We start from the raw sequence: 17,551 nt of genomic DNA on the forward strand, positions 1-17,551 counted from the left end.
TCATCATCATAATCCGCGGCAATTTTTTCAGACCTTGATGCTCTCTCTTTTAGGATTCAAAACATTTATGAATGTTTCAACACTTATTTAAGGAAGGAAAGGGGTTTTTGAAGTTTCACTGTTAAAGTCAATTGCATTCAACAAAATAGCGAGTAAAGTTTTCATCTAAATCCAAGAAGTTTATTTTCAATAAACCATAAATTCTTTGCCAATTCTTGATTGAAGTAATACTTTTTTTGGTAACAAGCCTTTTTTATAAATGGAGCATTACCTTCTATCCATTTTTATTTCAAATCTTATTTAAGGATCTAGAAATTAGGAGGTATGTCTTTGAACTGGATATTATGAATTTTTTTATAAAACCCATGTTCTTTTGCTAGCAATTCTTTCTGAGTACCTTGTTCAATTAGTTGTCCATTTTGTATGACCACAATTTTATGAGCACGAGCAATCGTTGAAAGGCGATGAGCAATAATGATCGTTGTGCGTCCTTTGGTAAGGTGGTGAATGGCTTCATTAATTTGTGCTTCGGTGTGTGAATCAAGCGCACTCGTTGCTTCATCAAGAATCAGAATTTCGCTATCGTGAATCATTGCTCTAGCGATAGCGAGCCGTTGTTTTTGCCCCCCTGAAAGGTTACAGCCATTATCACCTATCTGTGTATCATAACCATTTGGCAAATTCATAATAAAGTCATGAGCATTTGCTGCTTTTGCTGCTTCGATAATTTCGTCATCACTAGCCCCTTCTTTTCCAAGTCCGATATTATATTTAACAGTTCCTTGAAAGAGAAAAGTATCCTGTCCTACATAGGCCATCAGGTTTCTCAGAGAGCGAAATGTTGTGTAGCGAATATCTTGATCATTAATCAATATGCGTCCTTTTGTGGGGTCATAGAGGCGCATAATAAGGTTGATAAGGGTTGACTTTCCCGAACCGGATGGTCCCACCAATGCTGTCATTTTTCCGGCTTCTATTTCTAGGTTGATATCTTTCAATATCATTTTGTTATTAGTGTATGCAAAAGAAACATGTTCGAAACGAATAGTTCCCTGCTTTTTACTCAGATCTTTAGCTTCTTTATGTTCTATAACTGTAAGGGGACAATCGAGTATTTCAAACATTGTACGGATATTGACCAAGCCAGATTCAATTTTGACACGTACATTTGCTAGTCTTTTTGCGGGTTCATAAGTTAAAAGTAAAGCAACAATAAAGGACATAAATTCACCTTGAACACCTGCGCGTTGGGTTGCAAGATAACCGGAAAAACAAATAATACCTGCAATGGCAACACCCGTGAGTGTTTCCATAATCGGATTGGTAATAGCTTCGAGTGTGGCAATATTGTTTGTTTGTTTTTCAACATCACAAATGGCTTTGTCCATCCGTTTTTTCATGACCTCTTCTAGTGAAAAGGCCTTGATGATTCGAATACCAACAGCCGTTTCCTGTACGATTTTAATAATTTCACCAAGTGAAAGGAGCTCTTTTTCCATCAGGCGGCGAACGCGTTTTAAAGCCATTCGAACGCCTAAAAAAGCTAGTGGTCCTACGATTAAAGTAATGGAGATTAACACAAAGTTTTGAATGAACATGACAAGCAACAGACCACTAACGGAAAGCAAATCACGTACAAAAGTTGTGATAATAGTATCAATTATATTACGTACAGCTGTCGCATTATGAGTTACACGAACAAGAAGATCAGATGAAGTGTTATTATGATAAAAAGAGACTCCTTGTTCCATAAGTCGTGCAAAAATTTTACGCTGTTGTTCCGCAATGATACTATTGCCTGCTTTGTTTAGAAAGTAAGTTTGGGAAAAAGTTGCGACTCCTTTGAGAATAAAGATAAAAGCAATGAAGCTAGAAATCAAAACAATCATAGGAAAATTTTGTGCATCAATAATCTGATTAACAACATCACGCATAATCCATGCACTGGTTGCTGTGGTACAAGAAATGATGATCATTGAGAAAATCGCAGCACTGTACCAACGCATATGTTTACGAAAATTTTCTCGCAAAAGGCGGATAATAAGATGTTTATCAAAAGAGGAAATTTGTTTTTTAGCCATGAAATGCTTCTATATTCTCTCATTATTTTATGCAAGATTGAAACATTCTTAATTAAAAAGCCCCTTAATCTTTTTTACAAAAATAGCCTTTTCTTTCAAGGTTCATCATATCAATTTCACGACGGTGAGAGTGAAAAATGTAGTGCAAAGTTTCTGTGAAAGGTATAACGAAAATTTGTTGTTCATCATTATTTTTAATTTTCAATAAAAGGTAACGGCGAGTTTCACCATTGTATTTACCAATTTCTATATTGTGATAGCCTTTGGCACTTGAAATAGCTCACAAAAAATATTTCGCTTTTTAATAATTTTTATGTATCATTTCCGTTTGTGATGTGTAAGCAAAAATTTTTGCCGCATTACATGATAAGAGAGCTTGAAATAAGAACACCTTACGATGTTTGAGCTTTTTCATTTAATATGCAAAATAACGAATTCTTCTTATAAATCGATAAAGCATTATTAAACTCTTAAAAGGATTTATACACATTTATAAAACCTTAGAAGCACCACAAAAACTCTATGTGGTGCTTCTAAATAATACCATACGCATCATTTTGATGAGTTGCACGCTGATGAGTTGCATGCAAATATTATTCCAATGCAAAACTATTTAGGTGCTATCACCATCATCATTTGCCGGCCTTCAAGCTTTGGCTCCAATTCAATTTTGGCAATTTCACTTGTATCTTCTTTCACACGCTGAAGAAGCTTTAATCCAAGATCTTGGTGAGCCATCTCACGACCACGAAAACGCAAAGTAATCTTTACTTTATCACCATGATCAATAAAGCGATGAACAGCCTTGAGTTTGACTCCATAATCATGGACATCAACATTTGGGCGCATCTTAATCTCTTTGATTTCGATGACTTTTTGCTTCTTACGTGTTTCAGCAGCTTTTTTTTGGGTTTGATATTTTAATTTGCCCAAATCGATGATTTTACATACGGGTGGCTCCGCATTTGGTACAATTTCAACCAAATCAAGCCCCGCATCTGCAGCCATAGCAAGAGCTTCTTGTATCGCAACAACTCCCTGATGTTGCCCCTCATCATTGATAAGCTGAACATGAGGTACTCGGATATCCTGATTTGAACGTGGTCCGTCTTTTTGGGTAGGTGTCATTTTAAACGGTTTACGAATGGTTTATGCTCCTTAATTTTGATTCAACTACAGTTAATTTAATATACAATTATGCGCCTAAAAACAACTATAATTCGCGCCTTTTTCATTATTTGATTTATTACTTTTTGAAATGATTTAGATTATAAAAGTTTTTCTTTTAATTTAAAGAAATCGTTTTATGGAGGATAAAGAATTATGGATCAAAATATTCCTTGTCAGTTTTTTTCGTTTGAGAACACCGCACTTGCAGTACGCTATCGCAAGGGGCGCCAATCTCCAGGTTTGGTTTGGCTTCATGGCTATCTATCCGATATGTCAGGGGATAAGGCGATGTTGGTTGATAGTTTTGCTCAGAAGAATGATTTGTCTTGTTTACGTTTTGATTACTCTGGACATGGAGAATCAGGTGGTGATTTTTTTCAAGGAACGATTTCACGCTGGGTTAAAGAAAGTTTAGCGGTTTTTGAAACTTATTGTGAGGGTCCACAAATTTTGATTGGCACCTCTATGGGCGGGTGGATTGCGCTCAAGCTTGCTATGATGTTAGCACAGAAAAATAAGAAGCTTGCTGGCATGATCTTGATTGCGCCAGCTCCTGATTTTACACAAACATTGATAGAATCAGGGTTGGGTCGAAAGGGGTGGAAAATTTTAGAAGAAACAGAGCATATTGAACGATCTGCGATTAGTTATACGGAGCCGGTTCCCTTTACAAAAGTATTTATTGAAGATGGCAGAGACAACTGCGTCATGAAGGGATGTATAGATGTTGGATGTCCAATCCATATTCTACAAGGGATGGAAGATGTGGAGATACCCTATCAGCATACTATGACTTTACTTGATCATTTGCCTCTCCATGATGTAACATTGACACTCGTTCGTGATGCTGATCATCGCTTTTCTCGTCCGCAAGATTTGGATTGCCTCGAAACGGTATTGAGGTCATTGATTGACCGGATTAATGCGGGAGAAGGGGCAAATTCATTAATGATGAAGATATAATGTATGAGCATTTCTAAACAGCATTTTATTTTTTCTGATCGCTCTGTACCTGTACAGGTGCGGGAAAATAAGTGCGCGCGCCGTCTTACCTTACGTATTGATGCGAGCGGACAGAGGATTTGTGTAACAACACCACCAGCGATAAGTCTCTGTACGATTCAAAGTTTTATTGAAAAGCATCGGTCTTGGATTGAGGCGCGTCTTGCTCGTGTACAAACCTCTCATGAAAATGCTTATCTCAAAGAGGGGGCAACGATTCCTTTGTTGGGTGTTTGCCATTCCATAAAGCATAGAGAAGGACGTGGGGTAACGGAAATTATTGCAGGAGATGCAGAACAAGAACCTCAAATTATCGTTTATGGTCAATTAGAATACCTTCCAAGACGCATTGCTGACGTTTTGAAAAAACAAGCAGCACGTATTATAACACCTTTGGTGGCACATTATGCCCATAAAGTAGAGCGTAAAGTCAAATCAATTTGTTATAAAGATACGAGAAGTCGTTGGGGGTCTTGTTCAATAGATAAGCGTCTTTCTTTTTCTTGGCGCCTTGTTATGGCACCAAAAGAAGTTGTGGAATATGTTGTTGCTCATGAGGTTGCTCATCTTGTTGAAATGAATCACGGTCCAAGATTTTGGGCTCTTTGTGAAGAACTATGTCCTGATAGTAAAACGTATCGTGCTTGGTTGAAGGAAAATGCTCATAGATTGCAAGCAATTAATTTTGATTCATATAATTTAGAGGCGTCAAAAACTTTCAAATGAAGGCAATATTTAACGGAACTTTTTGTTGAGTGTTTTGTTGTGTGTGTACTTGCTCATGCATAATGAGGAAGCCATTGAAGCTCTCAGCACGATTGTTTTCCCCTGCTTGGTTTGCTGAGTGTCTTCAATGTTTTTGCTTTATCTTTTTTGTAATTCAGCGTAATAACCTTAAGTTGCTATGACTTATAAAAAAATGGGAAGGGACCTTATGCCTGTTCTTACAGATCCGCTTCAGCTATTACAGAGACTTATCCGTTGTCCTTCTGTTACACCTCATGAAGCAGGGGCTTTATCAACTTTGGAACAATTTTTGAAAAAAATGGGATTTCATGTCGAGCGCCCTATTTTTACGGATAAAAATACAGATAATGTTGAAAATCTTTATGCCAAAATGGGAAATGAAGGACCCCATCTTATGTTTGCGGGTCATACAGATGTTGTACCACCAGGTGCATTGGATGAATGGACCTATTCACCTTTTGAAGCTGTCATAGATCAGGGAAAATTATATGGGCGGGGTGCTGTTGATATGAAGGGCGGAATCGCTTGTTTTATTGCGGCGCTAGCGCGAGTTCTTGAGAAACGTACCATTAAAGGAATGGTAAGTTTTTTGATTACCGGTGATGAAGAGGGACCTGCTGTTAATGGTACTATAAAACTTCTCAAATGGGCGGAAAAAAAGGGCGAAAAATGGACTGCGGCTCTTGTGGGAGAACCAACAAGTGTAAAGACTGTTGGGGATGTCATCAAAATTGGTCGCCGCGGATCGATTTCTGGTATCATTACCGTGAAAGGTCGCCAAGGTCATGTTGCTTTTCCAGAGCGGGCTGCTAATCCCTTGCCTTTGGCAAATAAGCTTATTCAGGCATTGACACAAACTGCTTTAGATAAAGGGACAGAGAATTTTCAACCCAGTAATTTGGAGCTAACAAGCATCGATACCGGTAATTCAACGGTCAATATTATCCCAGCGCAGACAACAGTTCGTTTTAATATACGCTACAATGATCTTTGGACAAAAGAAACACTGGTGGAAGAAATTGAAAAGCGTCTTGCTTTGGTGCAATCAAAAAACAATAGTGATCAATATCCCTCTTATCAGCTTGAATGGATTCCAAGTTTAGGGGATGTTTTTTTGACCAAAAATGATAAACTCATTCAAACTTTATCCAATGCTATTAAAAGTGTAACAGGGAATATACCAGAATGCTCCACTTCAGGTGGGAGTTCGGATGCGCGATTTATTAAGGATTATTGCCCAGTGGTTGAATTTGGCTTACCAGGGCAAACGATGCATATGGTAGATGAGTGTGTAGCCCTTGATGCGGTGGAAGCTCTTACTACTATTTATGAGCGTTTTATTGTTGATTTTTTTGCATGAAGAAATGATTGCTGGTTCAAAAATACCTTTATCTTGTTGTGCCATAAGATATTGCCATTTGAGGTGTGGTGATATGAGACTCGTAAGACTTAATATATTAAGTGGTTTTAGAGTAAGTGGTGAATCTTCTTAAATTGGGCTTCTTGCCTGTAGCGTCTTTAGTTAAGTGAATTACATAATTTGAAAGCCAAGAGGGAGCTGCTTTAAGAAGCAGAACTGTTTACAGACTATATTGGATTAAAAATATTTGTTTTTTAAAGTTTGGAAAGGAAGTTAATACGCAATCATAATGGAAAACAATGAATATTATATCATAATTGTGTGATGACCGGTTGAAGCCATAAAGACACACAAAAACATGCTGCTATTGTAAAAAATTCATACAACATAAATGCGCTCATTCATAGCTCGTGTCTTAATATGGTTTCTGCACTCTCATAAAAGGTACCTCTTATTTCAATTAGCCTCTCTTAGAGTAAAGTCCATAGGAAACGCGTTTTAAGTTTGTTTGACTTCATATATTTTGCCCTGCCTTTTTGTTCCCAAGAACTTCTGTTGCAAAATCATTACGAGATAGAAGGTGAGCTCATTTAATCAGCTTTAATATTGGTTATGATAAAGATACACAGAAATTCTTTTGTAGCATCACGTTGACTTCTTTAGCCTAGTATTTTTCTCAATTTTTTAATAAAATAACCTTAAAGGACGCGTACAGACACTCATAAGCATGTATGCATACAAATAAAATCATATGGGATTAATGTCGTTTCGCTCGCTAACAAAATAATCTCGATTCATATCTGATATATTTGCCATTTGAGTGCATTATTTGTTTTAATAAAACTCATGATTTTGCTGTGACTTATAGATCAATACCAATCATACAGCCGCGTATCTCAAATAAATATTGGTTCAGTATTTTTTTGCGACAACAGCTTTTATATACCAGAATAGGATAAAAGTATTGTGTATATCTATTTTTTTGTAATCTCTGAAACAGACATACAACCACAACCTGATTGAGGGAAAATATAAAGGTATAAAGGTGAAAATCAGTGTGCTTTTTTACTCTCCTTTTTTATTCGGTTTTACAGTTTTCAAAATTATCTAGAGTAATACCTTTTTAAATAATTAGAGATTGATACATGGTTTCATGCTCATTTCTCTGGTTCTTTAAATGGTGCCACGATTTCATAAAAAACAATACATTATCGTATTATGCATTCACATACTTGTTTTAAAGAAATTTTCTCAATATTTGTCACATTCGTGCCATTACGGTGTTTGTGAATAGTGTAATATAAAATTTTCCGTGAAGTGTATAAAGTCTACAGTGCCCACCATCTTTACGTTTATGAAAAAAAAGTTAGACCACCACACACTTTCTAGCTCAAAATATTGCGATAGCTTTTAGCACTTAAGGGTGTTCATAAGAGTTATTTTTACTTCTTTTTATAGCTTTTTTATCCATACGTTTCTCTACTTTTAAGGTGTAAGCAAATGGTGGTAACTAATTTACTGTAAATAGTTTTGAAATGAGAGTATCTCACGATACTCTAATCTCGCCTTTTCTGTGAAAAATGATGATTATGATTAAAATAAGTATGTTGTTATAAAAACTTTAGTTTGCGAGTTGGCTGATGATGTGATCAAGAACAATACGTCCTTTGGTTGTCGCTTTTAAGCGTTGGTTATCCACCATTTCTATCAATTCTTGGTGTTGTAAATCGATCAGTTTTTCCATTGGGATGCGTTTAGGGCTTAAGGTTTCATAGCGTATAAGTTCTAAGCCTTCGCTAAGGCGTAATCCCATAAGGAGCATTTCATTTGCCTGTTGTTCAGTGGTTAAATGTTCCGTTTCAATACAGCCATGTCCTGTTGTTTCTACCAAATTAAGCCACTGTTCAGGATGCTTTTCATTTATTGTGACATAACGTTCGCGGTTTTCAAGGTGTGATGACAATGTTTTTGAACAGGCAGAGGAATGATTCGGTGCGTGCTCAATGAAACGTCCATGTGCTCCTGGACCAAAGCCTGCATATTGGTGATAACGCCAGTAAAGAAGATTGTGTGCTGATTCAGCACCGGGTATTGCGTGGTTTGAGATTTCATAGGCAGGAAGACCATGCAATGCTGTTATTTCTTGGGTAAGATTATACAGATCTGCTGCTAGCTCTGATGGGGGAAGGATAAGTCTTCCTGCATCATGAAGCCGTTTAAAGGCAGTTCCTTCTTCGATTGTCAATTGATAAAGAGAAAGATGGTCCGCTGCCAAATCAATTGCTTGTACAAGTTCAGATTTCCATTGTTCAAGGGTTTGTTCGGGGCGGGCATAAATGAGATCAAAGGATAAACGTGGAAAAATTTGCCGTGCTAAATCAATGGCACAAAGAGCTTGTTCCACATTATGGAGTCGACCAAGTTTGCGCAATGCTTTATCATTGAGCGCTTGTATCCCTAGAGATAAGCGATTAACACCTGCCGCACGGTATCCACGAAAGCGCTCTGCCTCCACACTGGATGGATTAGCTTCTAATGTAATTTCAACTTTATCATCAACTACCCATTTTTTTGCAAGTGCTTGCAATAGGGCATCGACAGTTTGCGGCTCCATAAGAGAAGGAGTTCCTCCACCAATAAAAATACTTGTAATATGGCGTGGGCCTATTTTGTGGTATTGCGTTTCTATTTCGCGCTTAAAGGCGGCAACAAAACGTTGTTGATCAACACCATGGATGCGAACATGCGAATTAAAGTCACAATAAGGACATTTAGCTGCACAAAAGGGCCAATGAATGTAAATGCCAAAAGGTTCATTCATGAGAATGCTAAAAGGTTTTCTGCCAAAAGTTTGAAAGCACGTGCGCGATGTGAAAGAGGCGGAATATCATTACGTTTCCAGTTGTGTTTTTGCTCTGTTGACATTTCTCCAAAGGTATTTTCATATCCATCCGGTAAAAAAATAGGATCAAAACCAAAGCCTTTGTCTCCCCGTGGAGGCCAAATGAACGTTCCTTCAACGCATCCGCGGAAGTAATCTGCATGAGCATCAGGCCATGCAATGCAAATGACGGATATAAAACGGCATTTTCGTTGGCTTTTTTCTCGCGCTCCGACTTTTTGGAGTTCATTTTCTATTTTTTCCATAGCTTTGGGAAAATTACGTGTACCATCGGCTTGAATTGCCCAATCAGCGGTATAAACGCCTGGTGCACCCTCTAATGCATCTACCTCTAAGCCTGAATCATCAGAGAGGGCAGGAAGTCCTGTCTTTTTTGCTGCTGAAAAAGCTTTAATATAAGCGTTTTCTTCAAATGTTTTTCCCGTTTCTTTTGGTTCTGGCAAGCCCAGTTCTTTTGCCGATTGTATTATTAAACCGAAAGGCTTAGTTAAAGTAGTGATTTCATGCAATTTGCCGGTGTTATGTGTAGCAATGACAAGTTTTTTATCTGCGATGCTTCTCATATAGATTTCTCCAAAAATGAAAGGGGAATTGTTTTTGTGCTAAAAACCGGCTTAAATGCTCATACACACACATTCTGCTTGATTTTACATAATATGATTATTTTACACGTTTTATGATATTTTATCCCAATAAAATTTTTTATCTTGTATGAAGATAATCTTGCAAAGATATGAAAGACATGTCTTTTTTTTATGATAGCATTTTTATAGTAAATTTCTAATTTCTTGTTTGCTCTAAAGGGTGAAATTTTCTATTTACAGCGGTTTTTGAACAATCCAGATTCTCTTGGTCAAATTATCTTGGCAAGTTCCTACAGCAGACCACTTTACAGATCAACTCTTAATCTTAAATATTTCTCACACACTCTAACAAAAAATACCTCCTGCGTAATTTATCAATCATCACTCTGAAGCTAGCATTTTACGGGTCAATAGGATAATATGTTTTTATACTACTTTAGACTATTTGACCAAACCTTGGCAAAACTTATATAAGAGATGAGGATTTTAAAAGTAGTGAAACAATTGTGATGAAGCACAAAACTATTGATAATGAACTAAAATATCTTGATGAACGTTCGCGTGATATTTTTCGCCATATTGTTGAAGCTTATCTTAATGATGGTGAACCTGTAGGGTCACGCAATCTTTCGCGGCTTTTACGACAGACATTATCGCCTGCGACGATTCGCAATGTGATGAGTGATCTTGAACATCTCGGTTTGATTTATGCACCACATGTTTCTGCGGGTCGAATGCCGACACAATCAGGTTTACGCTTTTTTGTTGATGCATTTATGGAAGCAGGTGATTTGCCAAACGAAGAGCGAGAAAATATTGAAATGCAAGTCAAAGAGGCTGGTCATGCACAATCGGTTGAACATTTTCTTGTTCAAGCAAGCCGAGTTCTTTCAGATCTTTCACGTGGGGCAGGGCTTGTTTTAGCAACAAAACAAGAAGGAACATTGAAACATATTGAATTTGTGCGCCTTGATAGGGAGCACGCTCTTGCCGTTTTGGTGACTCAACAAGGTGAAGTTGAAAATCGTATTGTTCATTTGCCAGAAGGGGTTACCCATGCACAATTGACGGAAGCAACGAATTTTCTCAATGCTCATATCCAAGGGCGTACATTGAGTGAAGCTAAAGGGGAAATTGCCCGCTTATGCGCAGAAACACGGGCTGCACTTGATGACTTATCGCATCATCTTGTTGAAACGGGATTAGCTCTTTGGGGAGGAGAAGGTGCTGATCATAAAATACACCTCATTGTTCGCGGGCGTAGCAATTTACTTGAAGATGTGAAAGCAGAAGAAGATTTAGAACGGTTACGCCATTTGTTTGATGATCTTGAAACGCGTGAGAGTATGGCACAGCTTCTCGATTTAACGGATGAAGGTTCTGGGGTTCGAATTTTTATTGGTTCAGAAAATAAGTTATTTTCACTTTCTGGTTCTTCTTTAGTTGTAGCACCTTATCGTGATTCACAACAAAGAGTCATTGGTGCTTTGGGCGTTATTGGTCCTACAAGGCTTAATTATGCAAGGATTGTGCCCATGGTTGATTATACAGCTCAACTTGTGTCACAGTTATTGCGTTAAAACGATGCAGGTAAGTATTTGTACTATAGAAGCTCATTGTATTATATACATCGATACCCCTTGATTTTTGTCTGTAGAATTTCGATATCGAGAATAACGAATCTTATGAAGGAATAAAATTTTTATGTCTGATGAAAAAAACAAATTTACTGACGCTTCATTTGAAAATTGTGATTTAAAAAATCCAGCTGATCGTAATACACTTAAACAGGCAGCCGATGAATTTTTAAAAACACATAAAACAGAGGAACACGAAAACGTTGAAAAAGAAAGCAATGAGGTTAGTGATCTTTTAGCGTCTTTGCAGGATGAAAATAAAGAACTGAAAGATCAGCTTTTACGTCTTGTTGCAGATATGGAAAATCTTCGACGCCGTACTATGCGAGATGTGGCGGATGCAAAGGCTTATTCCATTGCTAATTTTGCACGGGATATGTTATCGGTTTCTGACAATCTCAATCGTGCTTTGGAAGCCATTCCAGAAGGGGCGCGGGAAAGTGATGCTGGTTTGAAATCATTGGCAGAAGGCGTTGAAATGACTGAACGTGCCATGATGGCAGCATTAGAACGTCATGGGGTGCAAAAAATTCATCCAGAGGGACAAAAATTTGATCCTCATTTTCATCAAGCGATGTTTGAAATTCCTAATGCCGATGTTCCAGATAACACTGTTCAACAAGTTGTTCAGGCAGGTTATATTATCGGGGAAAGGGTGTTACGTCCAGCTATAGTGGGTGTAGCCAAAGGAGGAGCAAAAGAAGCTTCTGGTGAAGCTGATTCTGCTTAAAACACATCAATAATAAATCTCCAACATAAAATGCAGTATTCCCTGCAATTACACATATATGAGGTCTTTTCTCAAAGAGTTTTTAAAGGGTGTTATAAACACCCTTTTATCTTTGAAGCGCCCAACTTCCTTTTACAAGATACACGGACTCGCTTGAGGGAGATGACGATGAAAATAAAACAAAATGATCAACCTCAAAAGGAGGGATAAAAAAATCATCTTGAAAAGATAGATAAGAAGAAAGATCTTCAAGATTGATATCAAATATTCGTGCAAGAGTAATATGCGGAATAAATTGTCTTTCATCAGGCTTTAACTCTAATTTATTCCGGATATATTGCATCTTTTCATGTAAAAGATTAAGCTTTTCACAAGGTTCAATGCGAACTACAAGAGAATGGGGAGCATTTTCTGAACCAAAAACTTCAAAACCATCTATTTGTAGCATAAAAGGAGAGAGCTTTATTGTATCAAAGGCGTGCATAAGTGCATCTGCGGTAGCACTTTCAACTTCACCGAAAAAAGATAAGGTGACGTGAAAATTTTGCGGGTTGATCCATTGCGCTTTTGGTAAGCCATTTTGCAACGATACAAGTTGTTGTGTTGTTTGTTGAGGAATCTGAAGGGCACTAAATAGACGACCCATAATATTATCTCCTTATAATGAAAGATGCTATTCCAAGCACAATATAGATAATAAGGGCGAGGCATGTACCATAGAAAATAAGGCAATAGTATTGAAAAAGAATGTCTAAAAAATGCTTACTATAATTATGAGCGTACAAAGCTTATTCGTTTTAAAAAATGGTTATGATATCGATAAGAATTGCGTTTTCATGAGCTGTATCACAATGATGTGCAATAGAAGATTACTTATGTATTATAAAGACTACAAAGTGAGCAGAAAATAAGAAAAGTTGATAGATTTTTGATGTGCGAAATTATTTTGACATCTATCTTTAGCCTAAAATAAAGCATATTCTAATACAAGGTGAAGAGTTCTCTTTTTCTGTAAAGATTTAATTATACGGTTAAGTCGGGTAATAGCCGTAATACGCAAAACTATTCAAATTGATCAAATAATGTTAGGAAAGGAGGGAAAAACTCCAGTATAATAAAATTACTATAAGCTTTTACATTTATGATAATTATGCCAATCCATAATGGATATGAATATTGGTATAAAAGCGGGAAGAGAAATTAAAATTCAAAACAATGATGGAAAGTTCCTATTTTCTAAGAATCATCATCCTTATTTATGGTGAGAAAGCGCTAGTTTTCCTCTCCAAAGTTGTTATTGATAAGCTTTTCAAGAGCATTAAGAGCATCTGTTGCTTCTGGTCCTGAAACACGAATGGTGAGGTTGCAACCGGATGAAGCCGCTAGCATCATAAGTCCCATAATTGATGATCCACCAACGATTTTTCCATCCTTTTCAACTTCAACAGTAACATTAAAATTGTCAACAGTTTGTACAAATTTTGCAGAAGCACGTGCATGCAAGCCACGTTTATTACAGATATTGAAATGACGACTTATACATGGGAGGGTATCTTTGGAAAACATTGGTATTTTATTATCCACTATAAAATCATACTTGGTACATTAATATATTTACGCCCTGCTTCTTGTGCTATTCTTAACGCGTCTGATAATGAAATATCAGGACATTTGCGAATAGAAATCAGTTTAATAAGCATGGGCAAATTAACACCCGCAATCATTTCAACGCGTCCTTTTTCAATAGCAGGGATAGCTATATTCGATGGTGTTCCACCGAACACATCTGTTAATATGATTACGCCATGATCCGTATCTGTATCGGTTACTGCGGCTATAACATCACCTCGGCGCTGATCTATATCGTCATCGGGATAAACGCATATTGTTGCGAACTTTTCTTGTACTCCAACAACATGTTCCACGGCATGTAAAAATTCGACAGCCAGCTCACCGTGCGTTACAAGCACGAGTCCAATCATTTACGCAAACTCCTGTTAACTAATAAGATCCGACCATATTGGTGGGAAACACATTTTACAAGGCTTTGTCTTGCTGCCAAGAAAAATTTGCAAAAAAAAGGCAAAAATTGTGATTTTTTTATCTTTAGAAAAAAATTAGACAGATTTTTGCCATATTTTTCTAAACAAAAATGCTTCAATAGCTTGACAAATGGCTGTACAATCGGCTTCACGAAGAGAGGGAAGTTTTAAAAGAGGAATGTGCAAATCTTCAAACTGAAAAGTTTTATTTGTGGAAAAACGTTCATATTTCGGACCGAGAAAAATAACACAATCGATAGTTGTATGCTTTTCAAATTCTATCATATAAAGACCAACGCCACGAATCTCGATACCGCCCTCTAAATTATCAGGAGTGTATCCGTGGAGCTTTCCATTTTCCGCACGCAACATTGTATAATCATCACTGATAAGCTTCGCTTCACGTTTTGACCACTCAGCACGGTCGAGCAAAGAAAGGGTAAGGGTTGATTTTCCTGATCCCGATGGACCTATAATTAACAGCCCCTTGCCGCCTAATTGAAGGCAATTTGCGTGGAGTATTTCACATTTTGTTTTCATGTCTTTTACTTTGGATAAAAGATTTATTTAGCGAGGGGAAGCATAATAATAAAACGTGCACCAGTTTTACACTTCCCAAGTGTAGGATCAATAATATTTTCGGCTGTAATTGTCCCATTATGAGCCTCGATAATTTGCCGACTAATAGAAAGGCCAAGTCCAGAGTTTTGTCCAAAAGCATCTTCGTTTGGTCGATCTGTATAAAAACGCTCAAAAATGCGTTCAATATTTTCTGAACGAATACCTGGGCCATTATCTTCAATGGTTAAAATAAGGGTTGAAGCATGACTTTTCATAGTAATGCAAATTCTGCCACGATTCCGAGGAATAAAAGAACGTGCATTTTCAAGAAGGTTTGAAATCACTTGCCCTAAACGGAGTTCATGTCCCAATACAAGATAGGCTTTTCCATGAGGACGCGGGACAATATTAAGGCTTATATCAATGGTTTGCGTATTACGATACACTTCCTGAACAGCATGAACAAGACTTTCCAAAAGCGGTGTCATATCAACAATCTCTGCGGTTTCTCGTGCAAGCTCTGCATCGAGCCGCGATGCATCAGAAATATCTGTAATCAACCGATCAAGACGGCGCACATCATGTTGAATAATTTCAAGCAATTTCTCTTGTGCTTCTTCATTTTTAGCCAGAGGGAGCGTTTCAACAGCACTGCGTAGGGAGGTGAGAGGATTTTTTAATTCGTGGCTTACATCAGCAGCAAAGCGTTCAATGGCTTCAATGCGCATATAAAGGGCATTAGTCATATCACGAATAGAGGTTGAAAGGTGACCAATTTCATCTTCACGCATTGAAAAATCAGGAATTTCTACACGCTGATTATTGCCATTACGCACTCGATTAGCCGAGGCAGATAATTTACTTAATGGATGGGCAATCGTATGGGCCAAAAAGAGAGAAAGAACCAAAAGTACGCTGCCTACAACGGCAAAAACTTTAAAGATAACCAGTCTTTCACCTTTTACAATGTTATCAATATCAGAACCAGTGGTTGAAAGAAGAAGAGCTCCAACCACTGCGCGATAGCGTTGAACAGGAACGGCAACAGAAACAATTAATTGACCTTGTCTGTTGCGTCTTTTAGCCGTAGCAAGAGATCCGTTTAATGCGCGGTACACTTCTGGATAAGCAATACCACTGGTTTTTGTTTGTTCTCTGTCAAGAGCAATACCTTTGCCATAAAATGTGCTTGAATACCATGAAGTAAGGCGATCCCACATGCTTTGTTCTGTTTTGAGTGGGGGTAAATCATAACTGAAAACTTCTCCACTAGAATAAAGAACGCGCGAATCAAGAAGGAGAGTAGCATCACGATCATAGATACGTGCTCTTGTCGTTTTAGGTGTGATGAGACGTCGTAAAAGAGGGGCAACTTGCTCAGGGTTAATAGGGAAATCCCAAGAATCGGTTGATTGAGGGGCGGGTGTAACGCTTTCACCAGTTTGTAACTCTAAGAGTTTTTGGGGATCAATGAGGATAGAATTTGTATCTACTGTTGCAGAAGCAGCAATAGCCCCAGCAATAATTTTTCCTTGGGTACATAAACTTTTAATTTTTGCTTCAATTAAACCATCGCGAAATTGGTTAAGGTATAAAATGCCTGTAACTAAAATGGCAAGGGCAGCAATGTTTAATATAACAATGCGACGTGTGAGGCTGGAAAAAAGCAATTGTCTAAAGAGACGTTGTGTACGAAGATGCAAACGGGCAAACATAAGAAATGGCGTTGAGGATGTACCATTAACGGTTGTTTTTTGTAAAGTTTCCAGTTGAGAATTGTCTGTCATCGATTTGATTGCCGTTCAAATTTTTGCGACAAAGTAGTTTTATACCTCGTGGAAACGATAACCTACACCATAAAGTGTTTCAATCATTGCAAAATCATCATCCACTTGTTTAAACTTTTTACGCAGACGTTTAATGTGACTATCAATGGTGCGATCATCTACGTAGACTTGATCACTATAGGCAGCATCCATTAAAGCATCACGACTTTTTACAACTCCTGGTCTTTGTGCTAAGGTTTGCAGAATCAAAAACTCCGTAACGGTTAAAATAACAGGTTTATCTTTCCATGTACAGGTATGGCGTTCTTGATCCATCACAAGATCTCCACGTTTGAGAGAAGAGGTGGAAGAAGTTCCTGTAGAAAGTGGTTGGTTACGTGCATTAGAACGGCGCAAAATAGCTTTCACGCGTTCAATGAGAAGACGTTGGGAGAAAGGTTTAGTAATAAAATCATCAGCTCCCATTTTGAGACCAAATAATTCATCAATTTCATCATCTTTAGAGGTAAGAAAAATAACTGGAAGATCAGATTTTTGACGTAAACGACGCAAGAGTTCCATCCCATCCATTCGGGGCATTTTAATATCAAAAATAGCTAAGTGTGGAGGGTGAAGTGTGAGACCCTTGAGTGCAGATGCTCCATCTGTATAGCTTTCAACCCGATATCCTTCTGTCTCAAGCGCAAAAGATAAAGATGTCAAAATATTGCGATCATCATCAACAAGTACAATCGTTTGTGTGATTGTTGGTGTATCTTTCATGGTTTCTTAGACCTTTCTATTGCTGTGGTAGCAAATTACCCACACTTATTTATATGGGAGTTCATATTTTTTTTGCAAAACAAATATGATACAAATTGTAGCAAAGTAAAAAACCTTTTGTCATTACTGTAAAATCTTGTTTTGCTTTCATAATTCATAATGTTTCTACGTCTATTAAGATCCCTT

The 17,551-nt window shown here is 37.6% G+C and carries 15 protein-coding genes; 5 read left to right on the forward strand and 10 right to left on the reverse strand.

All coding sequences use genetic code 11. The features are described 5' to 3' along the window. Window positions 1-308: 308 nt before the first annotated feature. Together ACFIKH_RS01375 and infC are read right to left on the reverse strand one after the other, a co-directional pair. On the reverse strand, window positions 309-2,081 hold the full coding sequence (locus tag ACFIKH_RS01375; protein ID WP_375653415.1) for an ABC transporter ATP-binding protein: 1,773 nt from the start codon (window positions 2,079-2,081) through the stop codon (window positions 309-311). 609 nt (window positions 2,082-2,690) lie between these two features. Next, complete coding sequence (infC, locus tag ACFIKH_RS01380) at window positions 2,691-3,209, reverse strand: translation initiation factor IF-3 (protein ID WP_026500140.1); 519 nt, start codon at window positions 3,207-3,209, stop codon at window positions 2,691-2,693. Between the two features lie 195 nt (window positions 3,210-3,404). Here infC and ACFIKH_RS01385 point away from each other — a divergent pair, with 195 nt between their 5' ends. The 3 genes from ACFIKH_RS01385 to dapE all read left to right on the forward strand — a co-directional run bounded on the left by ACFIKH_RS01385 (window position 3,405) and on the right by dapE (window position 6,360). Then, on the forward strand, window positions 3,405-4,214 hold the full coding sequence (locus ACFIKH_RS01385) for an alpha/beta hydrolase (RefSeq protein ID WP_375625481.1): 810 nt from the start codon (window positions 3,405-3,407) through the stop codon (window positions 4,212-4,214). Window positions 4,215-4,217: 3 nt separating this feature from the next. Continuing rightward, complete coding sequence (locus ACFIKH_RS01390; RefSeq protein WP_375670819.1) at window positions 4,218-4,979, forward strand: M48 family metallopeptidase; 762 nt, start codon at window positions 4,218-4,220, stop codon at window positions 4,977-4,979. A gap of 208 nt (window positions 4,980-5,187) precedes the next feature. Next, window positions 5,188-6,360 (forward strand): succinyl-diaminopimelate desuccinylase, encoded by a 1,173-nt coding sequence (gene dapE / locus ACFIKH_RS01395; RefSeq protein ID WP_375651651.1) that lies wholly within the window; start codon window positions 5,188-5,190, stop codon window positions 6,358-6,360. A gap of 1,621 nt (window positions 6,361-7,981) precedes the next feature. Here the strand turns inward: dapE and hemW are convergent. Continuing rightward, complete coding sequence (hemW, locus tag ACFIKH_RS01400) at window positions 7,982-9,181, reverse strand: radical SAM family heme chaperone HemW (RefSeq protein ID WP_375670145.1); 1,200 nt, start codon at window positions 9,179-9,181, stop codon at window positions 7,982-7,984. Beyond that, window positions 9,178-9,825 (reverse strand): RdgB/HAM1 family non-canonical purine NTP pyrophosphatase, encoded by a 648-nt coding sequence (gene rdgB, locus ACFIKH_RS01405; RefSeq protein ID WP_375625477.1) that lies wholly within the window; start codon window positions 9,823-9,825, stop codon window positions 9,178-9,180. The genes hemW and rdgB overlap by 4 nt, the downstream gene beginning before the upstream one ends. Window positions 9,826-10,355: 530 nt before the next feature. Here rdgB and hrcA point away from each other — a divergent pair. Together hrcA and grpE are read left to right on the forward strand one after the other, a co-directional pair. Continuing rightward, window positions 10,356-11,426 (forward strand): heat-inducible transcriptional repressor HrcA, encoded by a 1,071-nt coding sequence (hrcA, locus tag ACFIKH_RS01410; RefSeq protein WP_273787508.1) that lies wholly within the window; start codon window positions 10,356-10,358, stop codon window positions 11,424-11,426. A gap of 124 nt (window positions 11,427-11,550) precedes the next feature. Continuing rightward, a complete protein-coding gene (gene grpE, locus ACFIKH_RS01415; protein ID WP_375625476.1) occupies window positions 11,551-12,213 on the forward strand; it encodes a nucleotide exchange factor GrpE in 663 nt (220 codons plus the stop codon). 106 nt (window positions 12,214-12,319) lie between these two features. Here the strand turns inward: grpE and thpR are convergent, their stop codons facing one another. The 6 genes from thpR to ACFIKH_RS01445 all read right to left on the reverse strand — a co-directional run bounded on the left by thpR (window position 12,320) and on the right by ACFIKH_RS01445 (window position 17,365). After that, window positions 12,320-12,859: an RNA 2',3'-cyclic phosphodiesterase gene (thpR, locus tag ACFIKH_RS01420; RefSeq protein WP_375626189.1), complete on the reverse strand. Its 540-nt coding sequence runs from the start codon at window positions 12,857-12,859 to the stop codon at window positions 12,320-12,322. A gap of 626 nt (window positions 12,860-13,485) precedes the next feature. Continuing rightward, on the reverse strand, window positions 13,486-13,779 hold the full coding sequence (locus ACFIKH_RS01425; RefSeq protein WP_012754483.1) for an HPr family phosphocarrier protein: 294 nt from the start codon (window positions 13,777-13,779) through the stop codon (window positions 13,486-13,488). A gap of 17 nt (window positions 13,780-13,796) precedes the next feature. Further along, the gene (locus ACFIKH_RS01430) at window positions 13,797-14,195 is read right to left on the reverse strand and encodes a PTS sugar transporter subunit IIA (protein ID WP_375626191.1); all 399 of its coding nucleotides are present in this window, start codon (window positions 14,193-14,195) and stop codon (window positions 13,797-13,799) included. 135 nt (window positions 14,196-14,330) lie between these two features. Next, window positions 14,331-14,795 (reverse strand): HPr kinase/phosphatase C-terminal domain-containing protein, encoded by a 465-nt coding sequence (locus ACFIKH_RS01435; RefSeq protein WP_375648607.1) that lies wholly within the window; start codon window positions 14,793-14,795, stop codon window positions 14,331-14,333. Between the two features lie 23 nt (window positions 14,796-14,818). Then, on the reverse strand, window positions 14,819-16,603 hold the full coding sequence (locus ACFIKH_RS01440) for a stimulus-sensing domain-containing protein (RefSeq protein WP_375625472.1): 1,785 nt from the start codon (window positions 16,601-16,603) through the stop codon (window positions 14,819-14,821). A 39-nt stretch (window positions 16,604-16,642) separates the two neighbouring features. Beyond that, complete coding sequence (locus tag ACFIKH_RS01445) at window positions 16,643-17,365, reverse strand: response regulator transcription factor (RefSeq protein ID WP_005774392.1); 723 nt, start codon at window positions 17,363-17,365, stop codon at window positions 16,643-16,645. Window positions 17,366-17,551: the final 186 nt, after the last annotated feature.

Origin of the sequence: Bartonella sp. SD1336NMGDW (genome assembly GCF_042193565.1) — a bacterium.
Taxonomy (GTDB): Bacteria; Pseudomonadota; Alphaproteobacteria; order Rhizobiales; family Rhizobiaceae; genus Bartonella; species Bartonella grahamii.